Source organism: Alteromonas sp. ABD4_190, assembly GCF_056160105.1.
Genome location: NZ_JBSWWN010000001.1, coordinates 3,943,562 through 3,969,084 on the forward strand (window position 1 = coordinate 3,943,562; position 25,523 = coordinate 3,969,084).

Below are 25,523 nucleotides of genomic sequence, written 5' to 3' on the forward strand. Positions count from 1 at the left end.
CCTAAAGAAGTAGCAGCTAGTAGTGACATCCATTCTACAGAGCTTTGTATAGCGAGAGCTTGTAGAGACACCCACCTTAAAAAATTTTTGGTCTTTAGGGTGGGTGTCTTCATAAAACGGATACATGAATCCATGGGCCCGTAACTGAAGGCTATTTACCCAAAAGTGCGTTGGCTGATTTCGATACGGGCAAGCGACCCAAAACGTCAGAAATGTACGACGAGGCTACAAGCAGCTTGTTCATGTCCACTTCTGTGGAAATGTCCATGCCATTCAACATATACAGGACATCTTCAGTTGAGACGTTACCGCTGGCCCCTTTGGCATAAGGGCAACCTCCTAGTCCTGCAACAGCCGAATCTATGATAGAAACACCATATCCTAGCGCCGTGTACAAATTAACTAGTGCTTGTCCATAAGTATCATGAAAGTGGGCTGCAACCTTGCTAACACTAATTTCCTTTAGTACTTCATCAAGCAACAAGCTGGTAGCTTTTGGTGTGCCCACTCCAATGGTATCGCCTAGTGAAACTTCGTAACATCCCATGTCAATCAGTTCCTTACTTACTTGTGTAACGGCATTAGGAGAGATATTACCTTCATAGGGGCAGCCCATTACACATGAAACATAACCTCTCACTTTTATATTATGGTGGTTGGCTAGTTTAAACACGCCTTCGAAACGCTTTAAACTTTCGCCAATTGAGCAGTTGATATTCTTTTGTGAAAAAGACTCAGAGGCTGCACCAAATACAGCAACCTCTTTCACTCCTGACTCTACGGCCGCTTCTAGCCCCTTAAGGTTGGGTGTCAACGCAGAATAACGGATATTCTCCTTTGAATTTAGCGCTTTAATAACCTCACCTGAATTCGCCATTTGAGGCACCCATTTGGGCGAAACAAAGCTACCAGCCTCTATACGGTTGAGACCAGTTTCTGATAGAAGCTTTATAAGCTCTACCTTTTGTTCGACACTTAAGGTATGTTTTTCATTCTGAAGGCCGTCTCGAGGGCCGACTTCGACAATGCTTACTTCTTTAGGAAACGTCACATTAAACCTCGGTTGCTTCTTTAGTCGAAAACGCCAATAGCGTAGCCCCACCATCCACTAATTCACCTGGGTTGAAGAAGAATTCTTCTACTGAGCCGTCATGTGGAGCAATAATACTGTGCTCCATCTTCATCGCCTCCATGACTAAAATTGGAGCACCTTTCTTAACCTGCTGACCTTTCTCAACTAAATGCGCGACTATTGTTCCATTCATAGGAGCACTTAAATTGGCATCATCACTATCACTGTTATCAGCACCTAACGAGGGCGAAACTACACTAAACTTAGCATGGGTGTCTTTGTTAAAAAGAGTAAACACCCCATCATTGTCTGAAAACGGAAAAGTTGATTTGTATCCATTGATTGTCGCTTTCAGCGTGTTATTTATGATCTTGCCACTTACTTCGAAGCTTTCGTTAGCTACCGTAAGCTCCCAGACAGGCTGATTCCCGTGTAGTAGATGTTTTACCTCAACACCGACCTCTTCTTGGCCGCAAAGCAACGTTAGAGTTTCTTGGTGATTTCCATTAGACCGCCACGCACCCGCAGTGGACCATACTTCAGGTGTGCGATTACTCAAGGTAACTTTTCTACTTACTAGGGAAAGTAATGCCATTACCGGGATATTAGAATGGGTGTCTTCGCTAGCTACATGGTTAAACAACGAATCGTTATGCTTTTCAACAAATGTAGTTGTCAACTCAGCAGCACCGAATGCCGGGTGGGTAGCGACGCGCTTTAGGAAGTCAATATTTGTGCTTACACCGTCAATATAGTAATCGCCCAATGCACTAATTAGGCGCTTGAGGGCTACCTCCCGGTTCTCTCCCCAAACCACAAGTTTGGCAATCATAGGGTCGTAAAATACGCTTACCTCATCGCCTTCGACAACGCCAGTATCAACGCGAACTACGTCATTTTCTTTTGGTGTGCGTAACAGGCACAGCGTGCCGGTGGAAGGTAGAAACTCGTTGTTAGGATCTTCAGCATAAATACGAGCTTCGAATGCGTGTCCTGCTAACGTTAGTTCCTTTTGTTGCTTAGGTAGGGGCTTACCTTCAGCAATAATTAATTGCCAGTGAACCAAATCTTCTCGGGTAATCATTTCTGTAACAGGGTGTTCAACCTGCAAGCGCGTATTCATTTCCATAAAGTAAAATGAATCGTCTTCATCAAGTAAGAACTCTACAGTTCCTGCACCTACGTAATTAATTGCTTTCGCCGCCAGTATCGCCGCTTCGCCCATTTTTTCTCTCACTGACTGAGACATATTAGGCGCTGGTGCTTCTTCAATAATCTTTTGGTGACGGCGTTGAACCGAGCAATCACGCTCGAAAAGGTATACACCGTTATCGTGGGTGTCACAGAAAACTTGTATTTCAACATGACGAGGGCGAGTTAGGTACTTTTCAACCAGCATATGGTCGTCACCAAAGCTGGCCATAGATTCACGTTTAGCGGCGTTTAAAGCCTGAGAAAATTCTTTCTCGCTCCACACTTGGCGCATGCCTTTACCGCCGCCACCAGCTGCGGCTTTCAAAAGCACCGGGTAGCCCATCTCATCGGCAGCACCTTTCAACACCGCTTCACTTTGTTCGTCACCATGATAGCCTGGAACCAATGGAACGCCTGCTTTTTCCATGATATGCTTAGCGGCAGATTTTGAACCCATCGCTTCTATTGCAGATGCGGGTGGACCTACAAAAATAATGTTGTTTTCTGCGCACAGATTTGCAAATTCTGCATTTTCAGAGAGAAAGCCGTAACCCGGGTGGATAGCATCCACACCAAGCTCTTTCGATTTCTCAATAATGATTTCACCACGTAAATAACTTTCTTTTGACGGAGATGGCCCTAAATAAACTGCTTCGTCAGCCATTTGCACGTGAAGTGCATTCTCATCTGCGTCTGAATAAACAGCTACGGTTTTTATACCTTGTGCGTTGGCTGTCTTTATAACGCGGCAGGCTATTTCGCCACGGTTTGCAATTAGTAATTTATTTATCATTTTGTACCTCCACCCATGACGCACTGCGCTTTTCTAAAAAGGCTGACAAACCTTCTTGACCTTCATCAGAAGTCCTAACTTGTGCAATAAGTTTGCTCGTTTGTGTGAGAAGGACATCATCAATTTCTTGCGTAGACACCCATTGCACCAAGTCTTTAGCTTTCGCCACTGCTTGGGGGCCGTTTTTCAGTATGTTTGATACAATGTCATCTATCGTGCTGTCTAGCTCATCTTCGGTAACAGATTCGCTTAATAAACCTAGTCGTCGTGCTCTACGCGCAGAAAACACTTCAGCTGTTTGAAAGTAGCGTCGGCATACACGTGCCCCCATTGCCTCAACAACGTAAGGGCTGATCGTCGCTGGAATAAGGCCTATTTTTACTTCGCTTAAGCAAAACTTGCTGAGCTTGCTTCCAATAGCAATATCGCAACAGGCAATTAAACCGACTGCGCCCCCAAAAGCTGCGCCTTGTACTCTCGCTATTGTGGGCTTTGGCATTTTATAAAGCGTCTGCAGCATGGTTGCTAATGCAAGAGCGTCACTTTCATTTTGCGCTTCGGTATAACTGGCCATCTTTTTCATCCAGTTAAGATCGGCGCCAGCGCTGAAGCTTTTACCTTCTGCCCTCAAAATAAGCGCGCGCACATTCTCGTCTTCGCCCGCTTTTTTAAACAAACGAGTCAGCTCGATTATCATTTCGTCGTTGAAGGCATTATGTTTATCAGCCCTGTTTAAGGTGACAGTGGCAATGTTTCTTTCATCTACGCTGTAAATAACTGATTTTTCCATAACCCGAACTCCTACATTCTAAATATGCCAAATTGGGTGTCTTCAATAGGCTTGTTAAGCGCCGCTGAAAGCGATAGCCCGAGCACTAAACGTGTATCCGCTGGGTCGATAACGCCATCGTCCCAAAGCCTCGCAGATGCATAGTATGGATGTCCTTGCTTTTCGTAGGTATCAATAACGGGTTGTTTAAATGCTTTCTCTTCTTCTGCGCTCCAAGATTCTCCAGAACGCTCTTTTTGGTCGCGTTTAACCTGTGCGAGAACACCTGCTGCTTGCTCACCGCCCATCACAGAGATGCGAGCATTTGGCCACATGAAAAGAAACCGTGGGTCATAGGCTCTGCCGCACATGCCGTAGTTACCCGCACCAAAACTTCCACCGATAAGCACAGTGAGTTTTGGAACATTCGCGCATGCTACAGCGGTTACCATTTTTGCTCCGTGTTTTGCGATACCGCCGTGCTCGTATTGCTTACCGACCATAAAGCCTGTGATGTTTTGCAAAAACACGATAGGGATTTTTCGCATGGCGCAAAGCTCGACAAAATGAGCACCTTTGAGCGCACTTTCACCGAAAAGTATGCCGTTGTTCGCAACAATGCCGATTGGGAAGCCGAAAATGCGCGCAAAACCACAGACAAGAGTAGTGCCATAGAGGGGTTTGAATTCGTCAAAATCTGAATCATCCACAATACGCGCAATGATTTCTCTTACATCGTAAGTCTGGCGACTATCGGCAGGCACAATGCCGTAAATTTCTTTGGTGTCGTAGCGCGGTGGTTTCACCTCAGCAACGTCTAAGTCTTCAGGTTTCTTTCGGTTTAGCCTAGAGATAGCATTTCGAGCTAGAGAAAGTGCATGATGGTCATTGTTGGCAAGATGATCAGCGACCCCGGAAATACGAGTATGGACATCACCGCCACCGAGCTCTTCTGCAGTTACCACTTCACCTGTTGCAGCCTTAACAAGTGGTGGTCCGCCCAGAAAAATAGTCGCTTGTTCTTTAACGATAATGCTTTCATCAGCCATGGCGGGAACATAAGCCCCCCCAGCTGTACAGGAACCCATTACTACAGCAATTTGAGGGATATTCTTAGCAGACATATTTGCCTGGTTGAAAAATATACGGCCGAAATGTTCTCTGTCGGGGAATACATCATCTTGGCGTGGCAAGTTAGCACCACCTGAATCTACAAGATAAATACAAGGTAAGTTATTCTGTTCTGCAATGGTTTGAGCGCGAAGGTGCTTTTTTACCGTAAGAGGGTAGTAAGTCCCGCCTTTGACAGTAGCATCATTAGCTACAATCATGCACTCGATGCCAGCTACAATACCTATACCGGCAACTACCCCTGCACAAGGTACATAGTCTTCATACACTTCCCATGCAGCCAACTGGCCTATTTCTAGAAAAGGCGTGTCTGGGTCAATCAGTGCATTGATTCGGTCACGAGGTAGAAGTTTTCCCCGTGACACGTGGCGCTCAGCCGCTTTCTCGCCGCCACCTTGGCAAATTTGTTCTATTTTTTCGACTAGATCATTTACCTGAGCCTGCATGTGCTCGGCGTTTGAGATAAATGTTTCAGATTTCGTGTTTATACTTGAGCGAAGAACGGGCATAACCCCTCCTTGTATTGGGCATTGGCGACGGCTGTCGCTGAGCCACTAGTTAGCATGACGATTAGCAAGACACCCATGCCAAGCATTTTCGTTGCGATGGGTGTCTTTGTAATTCATTGGCCTGTAAATAAAGTTCAGCTTTCGTAAATGTCCTAATAAATCTTAGGGTGGGTGTCTTGCTAATTTCTATAAAACAAACAGCGTTTAATCTTTCATTGTTCAGTAGAATTAGCCTTCCACCCGTAATCCCGATTTACTTCGATTCGTTGAATAGCTCGCGGCCTATTAGCATTCGGCGAATTTCAGACGTTCCCGCGCCAATTTCGTATAGCTTGGCATCACGTAATAGGCGACCTGTTGGGTATTCGTTGATGTAACCATTACCACCTAACAGCTGAATGGCATCTAACGCCATTTTGGTTGCCAGTTCTGCTGAGTAAAGAATGGCGCCAGCAGCATCTTTTCGCGTTGTTTCACCGCGATCGCACGACTGTGCAACGGTGTAAACATACGCGCGTGCAGCATTCATTTGCGTGTACATGTCAGCGACTTTGCCCTGTATCAGTTGGAATTGACCAATTGATTGACCAAACTGCTGGCGGTCGTGAATATAAGGAACAACAATATCCATGCACGACTGCATGATGCCGAGTGGGCCGCCGGATAAAACAAGACGCTCGTAATCTAAGCCGCTCATTAGTACACGAACGCCTTCGCCTTCATTGCCAAGAATATTCTCCGCAGGTACTTCGCAATCTTCAAAAACTAACTCACAGGTATTAGATGAGCGCATACCAAGTTTGTCGAGTTTCTGTGCGCGGCTAAAGCCAGGGAAATCGCGCTCTACGATAAACGCTGTGATCCCTCTAGGCCCTGCGTTAGGGTCAGTCTTAGCGTAGATAACAAAAGTATGTGCATCAGGACCGTTTGTGATCCACATCTTGTTTCCATTAAGGATGTATTTATCGCCGCGCTTTTCAGCTTTTAATTTCATGCTAACGACGTCAGAACCTGCGTTAGGCTCACTCATTGCTAACGCGCCGATGTGTTCACCGCTTACTAGCTTAGGCAAGTACTTTTCACGTTGTGCGTCGTTACCGTTTTTGAAGATTTGATTAACGCAAAGGTTTGAGTGAGCGCCGTAGCTTAATCCGATACCACCTGAAGCGCGGCTAACTTCTTCCATCGCAATAGTGTGGGCGAGATAGCCCATATCAGAACCACCGTACTGCTCTGACACGGTCACACCCAATAGGCCCATATCACCAAGCTTAGTCCACAGTTGATTTGGGAATTGGTTATCTGCGTCTGCTTGTTCAGCCAGAGGTGCAATCTCATTCTGTGCAAATTGGTAGACCTGGTCACGTAACATCTCGATGTCTTCACCAAGTCCAAAATTCAAAGTAGGGTAGGAGGTGTTCATGCGATATTTCCTCGTTTCAATTCTGCGAGTTCTTCACGGCAACGTGCTTCAACATCGTCCAGCTCTGTCATTAACATCTGGATATCTTCTAATTGTTGTTTAAGCACTGCTCTTTTTTGCTCAGTCATTTCAAGCATAGCCTCTAGCTGAATGGCCGAGTTGGGGTTAGTGTCGTACATGTCGAACAGTGTTTTGACTTCAGCAAGGGAAAAACCTAAGCGTTTACCCCGCAAGATAAGCTTTAAGCGCACTCTGTCTTTGTTTAAATAAACACGATTCTGCCCAGTTCTGGACGGCGACATTAGCCCTTGCTCTTCATAAAAACGAATTGAACGAGGAGTAATGTCAAACTCTCGCGCGAGTTCACCTATAGCATATGTTGTTTCGTCTTCGTACTTGCTCATTACACGTACCTTGTTTTTAGCGCTGTTTAACACCCTTTATCTTAGCTTGGGTGTCTTTGTAATTAAGTTTGCTGTACTCGGTGGATGTCTTTGTAATTGCACTATTGACTTGGAGCCGTGTGTTTTTTACACCACTATGCTAAAGCGTAGTGTTAGGTTGACACACACTTGGTACAGGTTTACGTTAACGTTAATTACATTTTACGTTAAGGTAAAGTAACATTTTGCTAACGTCAATTTTTCACGGTGAAGGTAAAGCTTAGGCGCTATTTGAGGTGTTTACTTTTGTATACATCTGTGTAGTACTTTTCACTTAACATTATGATTTAAATAAATTTTAAGGGCACAGTTATGAGTAAAGAATCAGTGGTTGTTGTCGCTGCCAAGCGCACACCAATGGGTGGATTTAACGGTAATTTGTCTTCACTAGCTGCGACCAAACTCGGCGAAGTTGCGATTAAAGCAGCCTGTGAAGCGGTGGATGTCTCTGTAATTGATGAAGTCATTATGGGGTGTGTATTACCCGCTGGCCTTGGTCAATCACCTGCACGACAAGCTTCACTGGGGGCGGGGCTTCCGTTAAGTGCGGGAGTAACAACCATTAATAAAGTATGTGGCTCGGGCTTAAAAGCGGTAATGATGGCGCATGACTTAATCAAAGCTGGCAGTGCGACAGCAGTTGTAGCGGGTGGAATGGAAAGCATGAGTAATGCCCCCTACATGCTGCCTAAAGCAAGAACGGGTTATCGCATGGGCCATGGTCAAGTGCTAGATCACATGATGCTAGACGGGCTAGAAAATGCTTATGATGGGAAAGCAATGGGATGTTTTGCGCAAGATACTGCCGATGAAGAAAATATATCTCGCGGCGAAATGGATGAATTTGCATTAAGTTCGCTTTCAAAGGCACATGAAGCAATAAATAGCGGTACATTCGTTGATGAAATAGTACCTGTTACAGTTTCTTCTCGTAAGGGCGATACTGTTGTTGATACCGATGAAGGCCCAGGTTCCTCTCGCCCTGAAAAAATACCAACACTAAGACCTGCTTTTAAAAAAGACGGTTCGGTCACGGCAGCTAACTCAAGCTCGATTTCAGATGGTGCAGCGGCACTGGTTGTAATGAGCGAAAGCAAAGCAAAAGAGCTGGGTCTCGCACCGCTTGCGCGCGTGGTTGCTCACGCTACAAATTCTATTGAACCTGAAAACTTCACTGTGGCACCTGTAGGGGCAATGGAAAAAGTGTTGGATAAAGCAGGCTGGACAAAAGAAGAAGTTGATTTGTTTGAGATTAATGAAGCTTTTGCAATGGTAACTATGCTGGCAGTCAAGAAACTTGGGCTTGATGAAAGTAAAGTGAACGTGAAAGGTGGTGCATGTGCATTGGGCCACCCAATCGGTGCATCAGGCGCACGTATTTTGGTAACTCTGCTGCATGCGCTTAAGCAACGTGGCGGGAAAAAAGGTATTGCATCTTTATGTATAGGCGGTGGCGAAGGCGTAGCACTGGCTGTTGAAATAATCTAAGCAGAGCCCGGCGATAATATGTCAAAAAATTAATCATAGAGTGCCACCATTTACTTGGTACTCTATGATTTAATTGAAATAAAAACTATTAATATGAAATCTTCTATCAAAGGTATCTCTCCAATCACATTAGCTGTATTAGCGACGCTGTTGCCCGCTGTAAATACTCAAGCGACTTCACTTCCGAATGAAGGTAATGTTGTAAATAACAATGTAACTTACGATGACACCCATGCGAATGAACGACATTTAGCATCTAATGCCGCTTCGAGGGTGCCTTCGAATGACACCCATGCGAACTCGAAGTTTCATGCAGACTCGCAAGAGTTATCTTTAACGATGGGTGTCACCCGATCAACGCCGAATTACAAAGACACCCACGATAACGTACCGAACCTTTTCCCGAAAAACGCTTCGAATGACACCCATGCAAATATTAATGTAAACGCCCATTCTAATGAGTACTCTCGCACACTAACCCAAGTGCCATATTCTGCGTTGGGTGTCTTGCCAACGTCAGAGCATGATAGTCAATTCAGCTATGGGAATGACCCGCTTCAGACTGTGTATTTATGGCATGGCCGCGGTGGGGATGAAAATGAGTTTGCTGGGGACGCATTCATCTTCGTTCATGGTGGGTGTTGGCTTAACGCATACGGCTACGACCATGCTAAAGGGTTTTATCATGCCTTGGCAGAGCTTGGGATGGGTGTCTATGCAATGGAATATAGGCGTGTTGGTGATGAAGGTGGAGGCTGGCCTGGTAGTTTGGAAGATGTAATAAGTGCTGTGAAAGCATCGATCGAGAATATTGAAGCTACAGGCGATAATGGCAACATATATTTGGTAGGTCACTCTGCAGGCGGGCACCTTGGCTTACTTGCCGCACAGCAACTATCGAGTAGCGATGTAGGTACAGGCATTAAACAAGTAATAGGCCTTGCCGCTATAACAAATGTGCAAAGTTATGCCCTTGGTGAAAATAGCTGTCAGTCAGCCACGCCACAGTTTATGGGTGGCATGCCAGCTGAAAACGAACGTGAATACCAAATGGCTACGCCAGACGCAGCTAAAATCAAGCCCTCGGTAATATTAATACAAGGCAACGAAGATAGTATTGTACCCGAACACCACGCTACAATGCCCGGCGCAAAAAGTAGAATAATAACAAACGGTGGTCATTTCGACTGGCTACATCCAGAATCAACGTCCTTTGATGCTTTACTTGAGGTTATGAGTCAACATGATGAATAAGGTTTTTTCTGCTGAGCAACTTGATGAAAAAGATCCGCTTTTTAGCAAGGCGGGCGAATTCTCGTTGCCAAACAATACTATCTATCTTGACGGTAACTCTCTTGGCCCCTTACCCAAGAAAGCGGAAGAGCGTGCTAGGGAGGTCGTAAAAAAACAGTGGGGCGAGGGCCTTATTACAAGCTGGAACAAGCATCAGTGGATTTCACTTCCACAGCAGGTAGGCGACAAAATTGGTACCATTATCGGCGCAAAGCAAGGCCAAGTAATATGCTGCGACTCGATATCAATCAATTTGTTTAAGGTGCTTAGTGCTGCCTTAAAAATGCACCCTGAAAGAAAAGTCATCGCCACAACAAGAAACAATTTCCCCACCGACATTTATATGGTTCAAGGTTTACTCGGTTTGCTGGGCAATGAATACAGTATTCGGTACATAGATGAAAATAGTGTTGGTGCCCAGCTTGATGAAGATATCGCTGTGCTCATGCTGACGCAGGTAAACTTCAGAAGCGGCCTTAAGCTCGACATGAAGAGCATTACTGAGCAGGCGCACAATAAAGGAATTCTCACGTTATGGGATTTGGCGCACAGTGCGGGCGCGTTTCCCGTTGACCTAGATGAGTGCAATGTAGACTTCGCTGTGGGTTGTACTTATAAATACTTAAACGGCGGCCCAGGTGCTCCTGCATTTATTTATGTTGCCCGACGACATCAAGACGCTTATAAACAGCCTCTATCAGGTTGGATGGGCCATAGCTCGCCATTTTCATTCTCACCCGACTACACCCCTGATACCTCAGTAAAACAAAACTTGTGCGGTACGCCAGGCATTATTGGCATGAGCATTCTAGATGCTGCCCTTGATGTGTTCGAAGGCGTTTCAATTAGAGCCATTGATGAAAAATCTAAAAAGCTTCAAGCCTATTTTATCGCTGAAGCTAAAAGGGCTGGGTTATTAGACGAGCTTAAGGTGGTAAGCCCTTCTCTAGATAATCGAGGTAGCCAGATCGCTTTCGCACACGATGATGCTTATGCCATTTGCCAAGCGTGGATAGCTGAAGGCGTCATTGCTGATTTTCGTGCTCCAAACATACTTCGTGTTGGCTTTGCGCCGCTGTATTTGAGCTTTGCCGATATTGAAAAAGCGGTAGCAGCATTGACTGCTATCATAAGTGAAAAGCGCTATGACCGCGAAGAATTCAAGCAACAGCAGAGTGTCACATAGCTAAATAGTGACTAAATAGTCGAATTTATTGCATTTTTTGCGTTTAACCTTAATACTTCGCGGTTGACTTGTTATTGATGTAACTATTCTTTTGGGTGTGCAGTTGAGAAAAATAAGAAAAGGCCTGCTTTGCACAGTGTTGTTTGTAGGATCCGCTTTTAGCGCGTTGTTGCAAGCGGCGCCTGAGCAACCATTAGCATCTCAAAATTCAATTGAAGTAACCTATTGTATCGACCCCAATTGGGCGCCTTATGAAGCGATAAGAAATGGCATCCACGTGGGTATTTCAGCTCAGTACATGCAGCTTATTGCTGAACTCAGCGAGCTTAAGTTCAAGCTTGTTTCTACACAGAGCTGGCAGGAAAGTCTAGAGTTTGTTCAACAAGGTAAGTGCCAAGTCATTCCCATGATGAACACGTCTGATTATCGCAAGCAGTTTTTAGATTTTAGTGTGCCGTATTTTGAGGCGCCTAATGTATTGGTTGCCCGAACGGGAACGCCCATGCTGCAGGGCTATTCAGGTATTGGCAATCGTACAGTAGGTATTGTGCAGGGGTACCGCCAAGTCGAATATATCTCTCGTCATTACCCAGGGTTGCGTCTAGAACTCATCCCATCTGAGGAAGAGGGCCTTAAGCAACTCGCAAATGGTGAATTTGACGTAATGGTAGGTTCACTAATGAGTGTGAATATGCACATCAATAACCTTGAACTCGAAGATTTACACATTGTTGGTTACGCCGAACCGTTTGATTCTCTCGCATTTGGTGTTAATAAGTCGTACAGCCATTTAGTAGAAAAACTCAATGTTGCAATAGAGCGTATTCCAGAGGCAAAGAAAGTAGAAATCTACAAGCAGTGGAATAACGTGCAAATCCGCTATAGTCGCAATTACACTGTAATGATACTGAGTTCGGTTATTGTATTGATAATGTTGCTATGGCTTATTTCGAAAAACCGACATGTGGGGGGCTACAAGCGTATAATCCAACAAAAAAATGAAGAGATAAATGCGCTACAGGCCAATTTGTTAGAGAAAAACAAAACATTAGGATTTCTTTCGGCTTACGATACAATCACGGGCCTATACAACCGCAACCACATAATACAGAGAGCGGAAGAAGAGATATCACGCTTCCATCGGTTTCATACTTCCGCCACATTGATCGCTATAGACCTAACACCTGTTGATGAAGATTTATTTTCTCACGACCCCTCTAGTCGAGAAGAGGTGCTAAAGACCGCAGCCCAAAACTGCCTTAATACTGTAAGAGAGGTTGACATTGTTTCAAGATTCAACAAAGAGCAGTTTATTGTCCTTTGTCCACAGACTCAATTAGACTCAGCGAAGATTCTCGCAGATAGGCTGTTAGAGTGCATGGGTTCTCACTATCTGCTAAGCGATAAGTTTAAAATTGCTATTGGCATGGCTGAATTGCGAGACTCAGAAGAGTTCCCTGATTGGCTTGAGCGCACTATAAAGGCACTTTATCAGTCTAAGCGGCAAGGCTACGGCAATGTGACAATTGCTCAGTAAAATTGGATTATCCTGCAGCTAAATAGAAAGGCAGATGTGCGAAGCCTGAAATGCCGGCTTCGCTAGCCTTAACATCATCTAAATAATTGGTTCGTAATGCCATTGGTGTGAGTCGTAGTGGATTTGAGCGCGATCATACTCCCGCTCAGAACGCCAGTTTCGATTATTTAATTTGGCAGATACGCCCGGATAGAGCCTTTTATTTGCAATAAGTTTTATATCTGTTTGATAGTTTTCTTTTGCGGCTTTGACGTCGTTAGCTTTATTCTCTAACCACTCTAGAAGGGCGCTTTCGTTGTTAAAAAGCTCAAGCGCTTCTGCAGCCTTGCGCTGTAGCTCTTTAGGAATTTTTTTACCCTGAATAAGGTCGATTTTTTCTTTGTGCTTTAAGTTATTTTCGCGAATTTGCCTTAATAACTCATCAAGGGAATCTTTGCGTTCTAGCAACTGATTAAAACCAGGGCTGAAATCAACTTTCAACGTACTTCCAGAAACAGCGCCAAGCGTTCCTGCTTCAACCCTATCTTGACTGATAATGTCACAAGCAAACAAATTGCCCATTGGCTTATCAATTTGCCCTACAATCACAGCTCCACCGCAGCGCAGACGACTGTATGCAAGCTGTCTACCGACAGTTATATTCCCAGCGCACTGGATATCGATGCCTTGGCCATGCTGTACGTGAATACTTCCTGCGGCAACGAGTTTGCATTGGTAGTCACCTTGCTTATCGTTTACCTTGCCCATTGCACCTTCAGTGATAATGATGTCGCCGCCCGACTCAATGTAAGCCGACTCTACGAAACCGTTAATAGTAACGTCTCCGGCCGCTTTAATTTGCATTTTCTCGGTGACATCGCCATTGACCAATACAGCGCCTTCATAATTTACATGCCCTGACCCAACGTTAACGCCATTACAAATAAAGGTATCATCTATATTCATAACTTGGTCACGGTATTTAGGCATTCCTGAAATGGAAGACATTAATAGGTTTGCGTCGCTGTCAGACACCATCGTTCCTGATCCCATTTTAAAGTCTACCCATTCACCTGGAGCGGCTGAGATCGTGTTTCCTTTCACGTCAAAGCCAGAACGACCTTTTGTAGGTGGAGTACGGCGCAAAACAGGCGTATTTATTTTCACGCATATCACGTCGCCTAAGTTGCGCATGTCAACGCGTTCACCTTCGTTCGTTTGCGGTCTTAGTATTCGTTCAAGTGCGTTCGGAACAAGGGGAATAAATTTAGAGTTTTTCCCATTTCGAGCAGGAAGCCCTTTAGCTATGGTTTCCTCTAATACAGTGCCAGGCGCCACATTTCTTGCGGCTTTTAGCATGGCGTCTATTTTTTTAGCGCTAACACCTCGAATCACTCTATTTTTGACTGCTAATGATTTAACTGTCGCAAGGGATGGGAGTTTACCGCCATAGGGGGTAGTAAGGACCAAATTCGCAATCATGCCGTCTTCAGGCACCCGAAATTCAACTTCGGCGTTTTTGCGTTCGCCAATGCGTTCTTGAACCACAGTACCATCACCTGTTTTAAAGTAATGGTTGGCCGTTTCACAGGCTGATTTTAACGCTTTTTCTGACACATACAGACGCTTGGTTTCGCCACTTTCCAACTGCTGTCTAACATCACGAATATCCACCTCTGATGTAAATTCAGAAGGATTGAGCATAATGTTTATATAGGTTCTTGATTTGTCGAAGTTTATTGTAACGCCATTCATGACTACTTATTCCCTTACGCGCGTGTATTGTTATTATCGGCGGAGGTTATCAATTCCTTGACTACGTTTTATCCTTTACCGCCTTAGTTCAACTATCATTAATTTATGATGTTATAAAACCTCCGTCAAAGGTTTTTAGCATACTGATACAGGGCGCGCAGTATGGCCTGCTTGTCGGGGTTGTCGCTGTGCTCGTGAGCTAACGCTTCAAGCCTCATCATGTAATTTTCTAGTGTAATCGAGCCGCCAAATGCGGAGTCTGTTAGTCGAGCCTGACGGTGATACTGCCATTTCGTCATCTCATCAGCGGTAAGTGTATTGGGGTAGTTGCGCGCACGATAACGAAACAGTTGTTTGCGCAATCTTTCATGCTGTGTTTCATCGGCCAAGGTGGCAAGGTCATCAGGGGCTGCATCAATAACACGCTCACACCAACGTCTATCTTCGTCATTTAAGAAACCACCGCTATACAAGGCGTGGTCTACGTCATGCTCTGTACTTTCACGTTCTTCATCATATACGTCCACAAGTTTAGCCGCGAGTTCGTTAGTGCTTGCGAGTGTTTTGTAATTGTCTAGGCAACGTTCGCGATCAAGACCTAACCTAGCGGCGTTTTCCTCAGTCATTGCTTTTGCTTTGGTAATAAAAGGGGAGCGATTAATGTGGATAAGTTTAAGACCAGGTCGTTCTTTTGTATCTGAATACGTATCCGCTGGCGCGTAAAGCGCCTGTCTTATTTCTTCGGCTGAGTCGTTTACCACGCTCTCTATATCATGGGATAAATCTATCGCTATAAACGCATTCGAATTGGTTGGATGTTTAGCAATGGGCATTACCCATGTGCAACACCCCTGAGAGGCAGGTAATTTAGAAGATATATGCAAAAGTACCGAAGGTTTGCTTAGGTCAATTTGCTGCATAACCGTATGTTTATTGCGAAGCGACAATGCATACTCAAATAAACGAGGCTGCTTTTCTTTAATAAGCTTTGCCAAAGCAATGGTTGCGTAGACATCGCTAAGCGCATCGTGTGCATTTTCATGGCCAATGTTATTAGCTGCAGTGAGCGATTCTAATTTGAAGCTAGGCGTACCATCTTCTCGTTCTGGCCAATTGATTCCTTCCGGTCTAAGCGCATAACACGCTCTTGCTACATCAATAATATCCCAGCGGCTGTTCCCGTTTCGCCACTCCCGTGAATAGGGGTCGTAAAAATTACGGTAAAACAAATAGCGCGACACTTCATCGTCAAAGCGAATACTGTTAAACCCTACACTACAGGTGTTTGGGGTAGACATCTCTTGGTAAATTCGCGCTGCAAAATCTGCCTCGTTCGAACCATCTCTTATGGTTTGCTGTGGCGTAATGCCGGTAACCAAGCATGCCTCTGGGTGAGGTAGATAATCATTAGCAATGGCGCTCATAATGTTGATGGGTTTTCCAACAACATTTAAATCCATATCTGTTCTGACCGCGGCAAATTGGCAGGGAAGATCTTTTTGTGGGCTGGTGCCAAACGTTTCAAAATCGTGCCACAAAAATGTAGGTGCGTGCATAACCACCATTGCTTAATAGAAAAACCTTGCACGCAGTGTACACTGCGATAATTTTAATACCAAATGCTGTTGGTTTTATGCCCAATAATTCAGCCACTTGAAAGGCTGGCGTGACGTTGTAACTTACGGTTTTATTGTTTGTTTTTTATATGAAATTTTTAAACTGTAAACTTGCTAAACAAACCATCTCTGACTAGTTTTAGGTTATTACAAGTTATACGGAAATTATTGGCTTGTCAGTCCTTCCATCTAAACCTGCGTTTAACGAAGCTAAAAGTACGTTTATATTGGCTATTGTGCTTGCTACCTTACTGATTGTGTTGGTTGTTAGTTTGTTTGAAAGCAACATAAAAGCGACGGCGGAGAGTCAGGCGTTTGAGGCCTTAGAGAAAAGCGCCTTAAGCGCGGAAAATGTCGCCGAAACACAGCTAGTCAAACATCTCAACGCCCTTAATTTTTTGCACCAAACGCCGCCGATAAGCGGAATAGTTAGAGCTACGCAGAACAATAATTTAGATCCTAAAGATGGCACTACGCTTGATCAGTGGAAGCACCGCTTAGAAACTATATTCGTTGCTTTTATCGAAAATAACAGCGAAATCGATCAGTTAAGAGTCATTAAGGCGGATGAAGAAGGGAACGAGTTCTTAAGGGTCGAGCGCGAAGGTGGGAGTGTTTTAATCGCCAGCAATACTGATTTACAGACCAAAGCAACACGAAATTATTTCATTGAAAGCGCTAAAAGTAATAAAGGACAATTTTACATATCTAATATCAACTTGAATCGGGAATATGGAAAATTAGAATACCCCTACAAAAGCGTCATTCGGCTTTCCTTACCAATCTTTAGTGAAAGTGGCGAGCGTTACGGAATGTTAATTATGAACGTTAACGCGCAGTACATGCTTTCTCAAATGACCCAATCCTTAACGAGCAACCATTCGCTCTACGTCACTGACCGTGATGGCTATTTTGTAGTACATCCCGATAGCCAAAAGTCCTTTTCTAAAGACTTAAACCCGTCTGTAACATGGCAAAGCGAATTCTCAGTATCTCAATTCAACGGGCGCGACAAGATTACAGCCAAAAATGAAAGCCAGGACGTACATTACGCTGTTTCAAGGGCATTCACACTAGGAGCGAAAGGTCAGGGCTCAGGCTTTTACTTGCACATATTACTACCGCAATCTCAAGTGAGTGCGCTGATAAATGAAAAACGGCTGAGCGTTTACAGCGTGATTGGTGTCATCTCTATTATCTTTGTAAGCATTCTACTTTTTGTATATCGCAGTAATAAAAAGAATATTGAGTTAGCCAAAGTGCGTGGTGAATCAGCCGCTATTGTCGATATTTCAAAAGATGCCATTTTTAGTGTGGACTCTACGGGTATTGTCAAAAGTTGGAACAAAGCTGCGGAGTCACTTTTTGGGATCCCCTCCCAAATAATCCTCAATCAACATTACTCGTCTTTCGAACCACTATCCTTATCAGGGTTAGAGGATGAGCTTGTTAAAGGTGGTAAGCAAGTTACTTTCACCACTCCTTATGTCGATGATGATAAAAATGAGCATTCGCTATTGATAACTACCTCAACGATATGGGGCGAGCATTCACAGTTTTCTGGCGTAGCTGTAGTAATTAGAGACATTACGGATGAACAAAAAGCGAAAGATGCCATTGAGCGAGTCAACTTAAAACTTGAAGAGAAAGTGGTAAGTAGAACAAAAGAGTTGGTTGAGGCAACACAAGAAGCGCGTAAAGCAAGTAAGGTGAAGAGTTCATTCATTTCTAATATCAGTCATGAAATGCGCACGCCCCTCAACGGGGTAGTTGGCTCTTTAGCTTTATTAAAACGCCAACCGCTTAACGAGAAGGCAGAGCAGCTGGTTTCCATGATGGAAATCAGCTGTAACAACTTAAACGTGCTTATAAATGATGTACTAGATCTTTCAAAAATAGAGGCGGGTAAACTAGATATTAACCAGCAAAATTTCGAAATACTCTCTCTTATCGAGTCTATTGCTAAAGTGTTCGCTATTAAAGCGGCAAGCAAAGGACTAGAGTTACTGGTGGATACCTCAGAAGTACCCAGGATAGAAATTAACTCAGATCCTCACAGAATTAACCAAGTATTGAGTAACCTACTTAACAATGCGATTAAGTTTACCAAAACAGGGCACGTTAAACTTACTCTGTTTTTAAGCGAATCGGTGTCTGACGTTCTGCAGTTACATTTCAGTGTTGAAGATACAGGTGTTGGGATAGCAAAAGACAATCAGCCCAAGCTTTTTTCTGCGTTCACCCAGGCCGATGCCTCAGTGGCGACACAATACGGCGGTACAGGGCTAGGACTATCTATTTGCAAGCAGTTATGCCAATTATTAGGTGGGGATATTACCTTTGAGTCGGAGTTAGGAACGGGGAGTAAGTTTTCGTTTTACATTTCACTTCCCGATACTACATCGGACAATGAAGCAAGTTTTGACAAAATTGAACAAGACGAGAAGTCACTTCTTAGTAAGGTTAAAGTTGGCGTTTCATCTGCTTATTTACCGCTACAAACGCATATTTGCAAACTTGCGTTATACGTAGGCGCTACTCCTGAAGTCTTAGATGGGCCCGCTAGTGCTATTCAGTGGCAAGATTACAATGTACTTTTACTTGATGAATCCAGCGCTTTAATTGGTGACATAGACAGAGAATGGGAGCGAAGTGAAAAGGGCGGAAAGGATAGCAAAATGCCCGTGGTTTATATTCTTCAAAAGCTAGAGGGAGCACCCTATGCGTTTACGCATTTGACGCCTCTGTACCTACCTAAACCCCTTTTCCGCTCTACGTTTATAACGGTAAAGCAAGGGTTAGATGTTGTTAAATATGGTGGTTTGATTAAAAAAGTCATCACTGAAGACAGCCATAATAGTGCACCAGAAGCCGAAAAAAATTGGGCTGAAGACCAAATTAAATCACACATTTCAATTGATAATACTCGCTTACTTATCGTTGATGACAATATGATAAATAGGGAAGTGGCTAAGGGCGTACTAGAGTGTTTACCTTGTAAATTATATACCTGCGCAGACGGTGAAGAAGTCGTTGCTTTTCTGCGTAAATGCGATGAAAAAGGCCGTCGTATTCATAGTATTTTAATGGATTGCCAGATGCCTAAAATGAATGGTTACGAGGCGACTCGTGCTATTCGCGAGGGAAAAGCTGGAGCAATGCATGCCGATGTTCCCATTATAGCCATGACAGCAAACGCTATGCTGGGCGAGAAGGAAAAGTGCTTAGGAGCAGGGATGGACGACTTTGCCACTAAACCGGTTATTGCAGATGTACTTATCCCAAAAGTCAGGCAGTGGCTAGTAAATCAAGTTACCAAGGTGGCTGGCACCGAGCTTGAAAATTCAGATATTGATTCACAAAGCGCTGAGCGCACCAAAACTTCTTATGCAGAACCCGCCAATAGCACAAGTAATAGCGCGTCGTTGCCCCCCTTAGTAGACAGCTTGCTTGGCGCTATTGATAGAGATTTAGAACAAAGTACTGAGTCTATGAATGAAATAATCGATTCACAGGAAAGCGCTAATACTCTTGTTCACTCTGAGGCTACCGACGCATTAGGTCAGCCTGAAGTTATTTCTATCGAGAAAACGAATACAGTAAGTGACGGCTGTTGGGAAAAAGAGGATGCTATAGCACGAATTATGGGTGATAAAGCTTTATTCTCTCGGGTTTGTGAGCTCTATTCTCAAAGCGCACCTGAAAAATTTAAACTTTTAGAAAGGGCTGTAGAGAACCAAGACTTTTCACAAATACAAATTCTGTCGCTTAAACTCAAAGGAATGTCTGCTGATATAGGTGCCGTGCAGCTACAAAAAGATTTTGAATCACTTTGGGAGTTATCAAAAGTAGCTGATTGGGAGAAAGTAAAAGCGTTGCTTCCATCTATCGGCGACGATCTTAATACCTTTTTAGAACTTCTTGAAGTGGCCTAGATTATCATCTTTTAGTGTGTCATCTTAATTCGCTATAAATACGATAATCACATCGCTCGTTTGTGTTGGTTTCATCTGCCACGGAACTAAGCGGTGTTTTATAACTTTTAAAGGAGTTAACCGTTTGAACCTTCCTCGCATTTTTCGTCAGTCCAATAAAGTTCGAAATACCTTATGTGTAATCAGTGCCTTAGTAGCCTCGCTAACGCTCGTTAGTGCTAACGCATCAGCGGCTGATACTCACCAAGAAAGCTCACGGGTTGCCATCGCCATTCATGGCGGAGCCGGCACTATTTTAAAGTCTTCGATGACGGCTGAAAAAGAGGCGGCGTATAAAAAGGTGTTAACGCAAGCAGTACAGCACGGTTATACCTTGCTGCAAGACGGTGTAAAAGGTGAAGTCGCGGTGGTAGAAACCATTAAAGTTCTTGAAAACTCACCTTTGTTTAACGCGGGCATTGGCGCCGTGTATACCTTTGACGGAGAGCATGAACTCGACGCGTCTATTATGCATGGCGGAAGTAAAAACGCAGGTGCGGTTGCGGGTGTTAAGACAATTCGAAGCCCGATAGAGGCAGCGCTGCTGGTAATGAACGAATCTCCACACGTTATGCTTTCCGGTAAAGGAGCGGAAGACTACGCAAAACAAAACGGCCTTGATCAAGTGGACAATTCGGTTTTCGATACTGAGTTTCGTAAGCAGGCTTTAGATAAAGCGAAAGCCCGTATGGAGCAGGCTTCAAATGGTTATGGTTTACAGCAGGGCAACGAGCGTTTTGGAACCGTAGGGGCAGTGGTACTAGATGGCGAGGGCAACATTGTGGCCGGAACATCCACCGGCGGAATGACGGCTAAACGATATGGGCGTATTGGTGATTCACCGGTGATTGGTGCTGGCACCTATGCCGACAATGAAAGCTGTGCTGTATCGGCGACCGGACATGGTGAGTATTTTATACGATACAACGTAGCAGCAGATATCTGCGCGCGGATGAAGTATCAAGGGTTAACACTAAACGACGCTGCAAATACAGTGGTGAACGATGTGTTAGTTGAAGCTGGTGGTGATGGCGGTGTAATTGCTATTGACGCAAAAGGTAACGTTGCAATGCCGTTTAATTCAGCGGGTATGTACCGCGCTAGCATCGATGTAAATGGTAATGTGAAAGTGGCAATTTACAAAGATTAACCACTGTAAAATCTAATTGTTATTTTAATGTTAAATGTGCTGGCTTGTAGGCAACGAAAGGTCTAATCTTAAAGTGTGGGGGAAAATTGCTTTCACATGTGGTTAATAATAATTGAAGTGCCGTAACGCCCAATAAGTCGCAGTATCGGTCACATTAGGCGCCACGGCTGGAGAATTGAAAATGGAATCGTTGCAAGTCAGTGATTATATGAATACTCACCCAGTGAAGCTTAATGTCGATATGCCCGTTGCGCAGGCTGTCGAAGCGTTGTTAGCCAGTGGGCAAAGTGGTGGGCCAGTGCTTGATGTAAAGGGAAAGGTCGTGGGCTTTTTATCCGAGCAAGACTGTATCGCTCAAATGATTGCGTCAAGCTACTATCGCGAACAAATTTGTAGGGTAGGGGAAATCATGAAAACGCCCGTGGTTTCCGTGAAGCCCTATATGTCGGTGATAGAGCTAGCGCAATTGCTGCTTAAAGAGAAGCCGCGGGTTTACCCGGTAGTAGATGATGATGGTGTTCTTTTGGGCTCAATTAACCGAACGGCTGTGCTTCGCGCCATTGACGTTCAATTAAATGATGGCTATCAGCGAGCAGGCTAGTTGACATTAGATTTTGCGCTGCCTATGTAAGTTTGTTTGCAAAACCTAAGGCTGTCTACAAAATCTAAGGTGGTATTTGTAATGTTTAAGGTAATGCAACCTTAAGCGCAATTAAACTACAGCGATAAGTCAGCAAGTTTTGAGAGTAAAGGGAGAGGTTAAGCTTTAAACTTCCCCCTTTCTCTATTATCGGCGTGGGTGTTGATGGTTACTCACACCATGTGCCTTTAACCTTGTCTGTTTACTAAATCTCTTATTGCGTTTTTGAGCGTCGTACCTGCTACAAGTTTAAAGTTTTGCTTTTGGCTTGGCATTACGTTTCGGCCATCTTGCACTACCCACAGTCCTTCAGTAAAAGCCCCGCCAAGGTTGGCATTTGTTGCTTCTAGCCCGTCAGTTTCCGATACCCCGTCAATTTGCTTTGCGTTGTCAGCGGCAATTTTAATTAGCCCCATAAGTGTTAACGTTTCAGGGTTTTCTTCATGTATGAAATAGATGGCGTAGCTGTTATTGCCCTGACTTGATGCAATGAGGTATTTCTTGCCATCAACGGTAAATAGTGCCAAGCCCTCTACATCAGCTTCAACGGGCGTTGTTATTGCTGAGATAAATGTAGGTGTATTATCAGTAGAGCTGATATCCAGCGCCCAGATGCCTGTGGCCTCTTCACCAAGGTAAGCGGTATTTGTGTGGGTGTCTACCACGCAGCCTTCTGGCTGTGAGGGAAGAGAGAAGCTCTGACTCAACTTTCCTTCAACTGCTTTGCCTTGGTTGATTGATAATTCATATCGCTCGAAACGACCACTGGTATCGTTCGCAAATACATGAGCTATACCGTTATTGACAAAAAGGCACATACCATAAATGTCGCTAAGCGTTGTTTTAATCTCACCTAAATGGGCGAGGTTACCGTTATGATCTATTTCCAAAACAGACAAGCTGTTATGTGTTCGGTTTGAAGCAACGGCAATATCAGTAAACTCATTTTTACTGCCAATGTTCACAGTGTTTACCGCAACCCGGTACCCAACATCAACGTTGTTGACTCTTCCTATCGGCAGGCTCTGAAGTTGCTTGCCGGTAAGATCGTAGGTATTCAATGCGCCTTTTTTGTCGGTGCCAACTATGCGACTTTCTGAAGGGGCCTGTGAGTTAACCCAAATAGCAGGGTCGTCAGCTGCATCACCATAGTTTTGCACAGGCTGAGTTTGCGCTAAGGGTAAAACAGTGGCCACCTTATGTTGGGCAGAAGTATCGGAACCGTTTTGAGCATCATCGTCTTTTTTAGCAAGACACCCATCGTTAAAATATGCGGCGGCCAAACTAGCCGGCAGTTCTACAGAATAAACCCTGCCCGATGCATCATCATCTACTACCACAGAGATTCCTTGCCCTTCTTTATTTGCAAAAGTAGCTAACTGAATAAATTCAGGTTCTATGCTTTCTGCGGTCCCATCTTCATCGCGCAACAAAGTTACGAACTCAGCATGACATTGACTTTGAAGCCATACGCCGCTTTTATCTGGGCTTACCCAACCGACAAGGCTGCTATTTGAATTTAGGGTTGTAGAGGGTAAGACGCTCACGCCTTCTACTGGTGTATCTGCGTCATGAAAGATAAGCGTTTTCTCTAACTCACTTTCTATATGGGCGTTAATCTTCCATACCCCGGCGAACTCGTCCGCCAAATAGATGTTTTGTGTATCGAGGTCAACACTGCAACTTTTGATGCCAGGGCCTATGGCGAAACTGCGTAGTGATAAAAACTGATCATGGTGCAGTTCATATTGATTAAGGGTGCCTGTGGCATCCACATTGATAATGTGAGGGTGTCCTTGCGCACTCATTGCTGCGCAAATGGCCTCAGAGCCTTTGGCGGGTTGGCTAAGCTGCTGTTGCACTGCCAGGGTGTCAACAGATATGCGATACGCTTCAATATATTGCGTGTTGTTATTAAACACTACCAAAGACACCCATTGTTTGTTCGTAGCGTTAGCTACTTCAGCGTGGGCAAACGCGTAGCTGCCTTCAATAAATTGAGTTGTACCTTGGCTGTTAGTAAGTGAAATGCCTTTATGCTCGTTTATTTGAAGGTCAATAGCATGGGTGTCTTCGTAAGAGTGACTTTTCTTTGACGACGCTACCTTGAGCGTATGATTGCCATGGGTGTCATTGTAAGACGCTGCTGGCATGGGTGTCTTTGTAAGCGCTGTGTTTTTTGCGCTGTTAGCATGGGTGTCTTTGTAAGCGTTAGCTTGATCAATGTTTTGGTAATAAAGCGTTTGTTCAAAACCTTTTTTAAGGTGTGTAAGCGTAAGTACAGTGGCTGTGGGCTCGAATTGGGTTTTTGAGGCTGTTGCATTTTGAGCTGCACAGCTAAAGAGTGTGGCTAGAGCACCGGTAAAAACGACGGTCTTTGCTACTGCTCGGTGTAGCCCTTTTGTTTTTTGGTTATTCATTGTCATCATTAATCCTGAATCGTGGTCGGCGAAGATACTGTGCGGGCGTTATTCATTGTGTGGGTGTAAATCGTCTTCCCATTGTGATCGATGTAATTAAGGAAGATGTTTTTAGCTGTCATGCTCACACTGACAAAGCCGCCGGTCGATTTTGCGAATTGTGTAAAGTCGTAGTTACTAACAGGGCGCACTTCTGAGCCGCCACCGGACACTACGTGCACTAGGTCATCCCCGGGTAATTGGTTGTGTTGAAGATCGTGCTCGTGTCCGGCAATGTAAAGGTTCACGCCATGTTCGTGGAAAAGGGGTTCTAACACGTCTTTGATAGCGTCTGTTTTACCGTAGCGTTTACCACTTGAATAAAGTGGATGATGGCCTACGACAACTTTCCAGGTGTGTTGATCGTTGCCTAACATAGTATTTATCCAATCAAGCTGTTTAGATGCTCCTTGTGAGTAAGCTTCTTGGTATTTAGCTTCGCCTGCATAGTCGGGGTTTAGCGGAGACGTATCGATAAACAACAAGAGAGCTGAGCTTCCATCGTCAAGCTTTAACGTCTTACTGTAATACTGCGCCGGCATTTCCCAACGTCGACTCTTAGTGCTGTAATCTATTTGCGCCTGCCAGTTTCCTCGATAGTCATGGTTTCCCAACACAGGGTACCAGTCGATGAATAAATGAGGTTGATGATAAATGTTTTCGTAAGAAGACAGCCAGTAAGGGTCGTCAACTGAGGCAACACCATTGTCGTAGAAGTTATCGCCGGTGGTTGCGATAAATTCTGCGTCTAGTTGGTAACTTGCAATATCTAGCCATTTAGCAACGTGTTTTTGATAAAAGTGACCGTTGCGGCCCCAATCACCTAACGTTAAAAAAGAAACCGCGTCATCCGGTACCGATAAACCTTCAATCGTGGTGTGCGCATAGTAACTATGTGAATACTGCTCGTTGGTAGCCTTCGCATTTTCAATAGCTACGTTAGTTTTTGCCGCGGAGTAAGCGGGGCTTGTTTGCTCTGCCTTTACAAAATCTGAGGTAAGGCAGCAGGTGAAACAAAACGCAACCGCAAACAAGGTTGCGAATGTTGGCTTTGTGGTTGGGGCGAGTTTGGGTAAACCGTGCATGAAAGACTCTCAAAAGCAGATGACGCA

General features: G+C 44.4%; 17 protein-coding genes. 7 read left to right on the top strand and 10 right to left on the bottom strand.

Features of this window, described 5'->3' with window-relative positions:
• Positions 1 to 151: 151 nt before the first annotated feature.
• The 6 genes from ACXAFM_RS17235 to ACXAFM_RS17260 all read right to left on the bottom strand — a co-directional run bounded on the left by ACXAFM_RS17235 (position 152) and on the right by ACXAFM_RS17260 (position 7,295).
• Positions 152 to 1,105 (bottom strand): hydroxymethylglutaryl-CoA lyase, encoded by a 954-nt coding sequence (locus tag ACXAFM_RS17235; RefSeq protein ID WP_474835489.1) that lies wholly within the window; start codon positions 1,103 to 1,105, stop codon positions 152 to 154.
• On the bottom strand, positions 1,053 to 3,059 hold the full coding sequence (locus tag ACXAFM_RS17240) for an acetyl/propionyl/methylcrotonyl-CoA carboxylase subunit alpha (RefSeq protein WP_474835491.1): 2,007 nt from the start codon (positions 3,057 to 3,059) through the stop codon (positions 1,053 to 1,055). Before ACXAFM_RS17240 ends, ACXAFM_RS17235 begins: the two co-directional genes overlap by 53 nt.
• A complete protein-coding gene (locus ACXAFM_RS17245; protein ID WP_474835493.1) occupies positions 3,049 to 3,849 on the bottom strand; it encodes an enoyl-CoA hydratase/isomerase family protein in 801 nt (266 codons plus the stop codon). The genes ACXAFM_RS17240 and ACXAFM_RS17245 overlap by 11 nt, the downstream gene beginning before the upstream one ends.
• 11 nt (positions 3,850 to 3,860) lie before the next feature.
• Positions 3,861 to 5,468, bottom strand: a complete 1,608-nt coding sequence (locus tag ACXAFM_RS17250) for a carboxyl transferase domain-containing protein (RefSeq protein WP_474831215.1) — start codon at positions 5,466 to 5,468, stop codon at positions 3,861 to 3,863.
• A gap of 253 nt (positions 5,469 to 5,721) precedes the next feature.
• Positions 5,722 to 6,891 (bottom strand): isovaleryl-CoA dehydrogenase, encoded by a 1,170-nt coding sequence (locus ACXAFM_RS17255; protein ID WP_474831217.1) that lies wholly within the window; start codon positions 6,889 to 6,891, stop codon positions 5,722 to 5,724.
• Positions 6,888 to 7,295, bottom strand: coding sequence for a MerR family transcriptional regulator (locus ACXAFM_RS17260; RefSeq protein WP_179983106.1), 408 nt, complete (start codon positions 7,293 to 7,295; stop codon positions 6,888 to 6,890). The genes ACXAFM_RS17255 and ACXAFM_RS17260 overlap by 4 nt, the downstream gene beginning before the upstream one ends.
• A gap of 351 nt (positions 7,296 to 7,646) precedes the next feature.
• On the opposite strand from ACXAFM_RS17260, the gene ACXAFM_RS17265 reads away from it, so the two are divergent.
• The 4 genes from ACXAFM_RS17265 (at position 7,647) to ACXAFM_RS17280 (ending at position 12,838) form a co-directional block, all read left to right on the top strand.
• On the top strand, positions 7,647 to 8,822 hold the full coding sequence (locus ACXAFM_RS17265; RefSeq protein ID WP_474835495.1) for a thiolase family protein: 1,176 nt from the start codon (positions 7,647 to 7,649) through the stop codon (positions 8,820 to 8,822).
• A gap of 93 nt (positions 8,823 to 8,915) precedes the next feature.
• Positions 8,916 to 10,076: an alpha/beta hydrolase family protein gene (locus ACXAFM_RS17270; RefSeq protein WP_474835497.1), complete on the top strand. Its 1,161-nt coding sequence runs from the start codon at positions 8,916 to 8,918 to the stop codon at positions 10,074 to 10,076.
• Positions 10,066 to 11,301 (top strand): kynureninase, encoded by a 1,236-nt coding sequence (gene kynU / locus ACXAFM_RS17275; RefSeq protein WP_474835499.1) that lies wholly within the window; start codon positions 10,066 to 10,068, stop codon positions 11,299 to 11,301. The genes ACXAFM_RS17270 and kynU overlap by 11 nt, the downstream gene beginning before the upstream one ends.
• A 103-nt stretch (positions 11,302 to 11,404) precedes the next feature.
• Positions 11,405 to 12,838, top strand: a complete 1,434-nt coding sequence (locus ACXAFM_RS17280) for a diguanylate cyclase (RefSeq protein WP_474835501.1) — start codon at positions 11,405 to 11,407, stop codon at positions 12,836 to 12,838.
• Between the two features lie 78 nt (positions 12,839 to 12,916).
• On the opposite strand, the gene ACXAFM_RS17285 is transcribed toward ACXAFM_RS17280, so the two are convergent.
• Both ACXAFM_RS17285 and sbcB read right to left on the bottom strand, forming a co-directional pair.
• The gene (locus ACXAFM_RS17285) at positions 12,917 to 14,572 is read right to left on the bottom strand and encodes a FapA family protein (protein ID WP_474835503.1); all 1,656 of its coding nucleotides are present in this window, start codon (positions 14,570 to 14,572) and stop codon (positions 12,917 to 12,919) included.
• A gap of 125 nt (positions 14,573 to 14,697) precedes the next feature.
• Positions 14,698 to 16,128 (bottom strand): exodeoxyribonuclease I, encoded by a 1,431-nt coding sequence (gene sbcB, locus ACXAFM_RS17290; protein WP_474835505.1) that lies wholly within the window; start codon positions 16,126 to 16,128, stop codon positions 14,698 to 14,700.
• A gap of 233 nt (positions 16,129 to 16,361) precedes the next feature.
• On the opposite strand from sbcB, the gene ACXAFM_RS17295 reads away from it, so the two are divergent.
• From ACXAFM_RS17295 to ACXAFM_RS17305, 3 genes are all read left to right on the top strand, one after another.
• Positions 16,362 to 20,123 (top strand): ATP-binding protein, encoded by a 3,762-nt coding sequence (locus tag ACXAFM_RS17295; protein WP_474835507.1) that lies wholly within the window; start codon positions 16,362 to 16,364, stop codon positions 20,121 to 20,123.
• Between the two features lie 124 nt (positions 20,124 to 20,247).
• Positions 20,248 to 21,312 (top strand): isoaspartyl peptidase/L-asparaginase family protein, encoded by a 1,065-nt coding sequence (locus ACXAFM_RS17300; protein WP_474835509.1) that lies wholly within the window; start codon positions 20,248 to 20,250, stop codon positions 21,310 to 21,312.
• Positions 21,313 to 21,493: 181 nt separating this feature from the next.
• Positions 21,494 to 21,913: a CBS domain-containing protein gene (locus tag ACXAFM_RS17305; RefSeq protein ID WP_474807327.1), complete on the top strand. Its 420-nt coding sequence runs from the start codon at positions 21,494 to 21,496 to the stop codon at positions 21,911 to 21,913.
• Between the two features lie 227 nt (positions 21,914 to 22,140).
• On the opposite strand, the gene ACXAFM_RS17310 is transcribed toward ACXAFM_RS17305, so the two are convergent.
• Both ACXAFM_RS17310 and ACXAFM_RS17315 read right to left on the bottom strand, forming a co-directional pair.
• The gene (locus tag ACXAFM_RS17310) at positions 22,141 to 24,372 is read right to left on the bottom strand and encodes a phytase (RefSeq protein WP_474835511.1); all 2,232 of its coding nucleotides are present in this window, start codon (positions 24,370 to 24,372) and stop codon (positions 22,141 to 22,143) included.
• Between the two features lie 8 nt (positions 24,373 to 24,380).
• The gene (locus ACXAFM_RS17315) at positions 24,381 to 25,496 is read right to left on the bottom strand and encodes a metallophosphoesterase (protein ID WP_474835513.1); all 1,116 of its coding nucleotides are present in this window, start codon (positions 25,494 to 25,496) and stop codon (positions 24,381 to 24,383) included.
• Positions 25,497 to 25,523 lie beyond the last annotated feature (27 nt).

Bases quoted from the DNA above. Each gene is read 5' to 3' on its own strand.
- ACXAFM_RS17270 (WP_474835497.1), top strand. From the start codon at position 8,916: ATGAAATCTTCTATCAAAGGTATCTCTCCAATCACATTAGCTGTATTA.
- ACXAFM_RS17245 (WP_474835493.1), bottom strand. From the start codon at position 3,849: ATGGAAAAATCAGTTATTTACAGCGTAGATGAAAGAAACATTGCCACT.
- ACXAFM_RS17260 (WP_179983106.1), bottom strand. From the start codon at position 7,295: ATGAGCAAGTACGAAGACGAAACAACATATGCTATAGGTGAACTCGCG.
- ACXAFM_RS17285 (WP_474835503.1), bottom strand. From the start codon at position 14,572: ATGAATGGCGTTACAATAAACTTCGACAAATCAAGAACCTATATAAAC.
- ACXAFM_RS17235 (WP_474835489.1), bottom strand. From the start codon at position 1,105: ATGGTGGGGCTACGCTATTGGCGTTTTCGACTAAAGAAGCAACCGAGG.
- ACXAFM_RS17255 (WP_474831217.1), bottom strand. From the start codon at position 6,891: ATGAACACCTCCTACCCTACTTTGAATTTTGGACTTGGTGAAGACATC.
- ACXAFM_RS17265 (WP_474835495.1), top strand. From the start codon at position 7,647: ATGAGTAAAGAATCAGTGGTTGTTGTCGCTGCCAAGCGCACACCAATG.
- ACXAFM_RS17240 (WP_474835491.1), bottom strand. From the start codon at position 3,059: ATGATAAATAAATTACTAATTGCAAACCGTGGCGAAATAGCCTGCCGC.
- ACXAFM_RS17305 (WP_474807327.1), top strand. From the start codon at position 21,494: ATGGAATCGTTGCAAGTCAGTGATTATATGAATACTCACCCAGTGAAG.
- ACXAFM_RS17310 (WP_474835511.1), bottom strand. From the start codon at position 24,372: ATGAATAACCAAAAAACAAAAGGGCTACACCGAGCAGTAGCAAAGACC.
- sbcB (WP_474835505.1), bottom strand. From the start codon at position 16,128: ATGCACGCACCTACATTTTTGTGGCACGATTTTGAAACGTTTGGCACC.
- kynU (WP_474835499.1), top strand. From the start codon at position 10,066: ATGATGAATAAGGTTTTTTCTGCTGAGCAACTTGATGAAAAAGATCCG.
- ACXAFM_RS17315 (WP_474835513.1), bottom strand. From the start codon at position 25,496: ATGCACGGTTTACCCAAACTCGCCCCAACCACAAAGCCAACATTCGCA.
- ACXAFM_RS17250 (WP_474831215.1), bottom strand. From the start codon at position 5,468: ATGCCCGTTCTTCGCTCAAGTATAAACACGAAATCTGAAACATTTATC.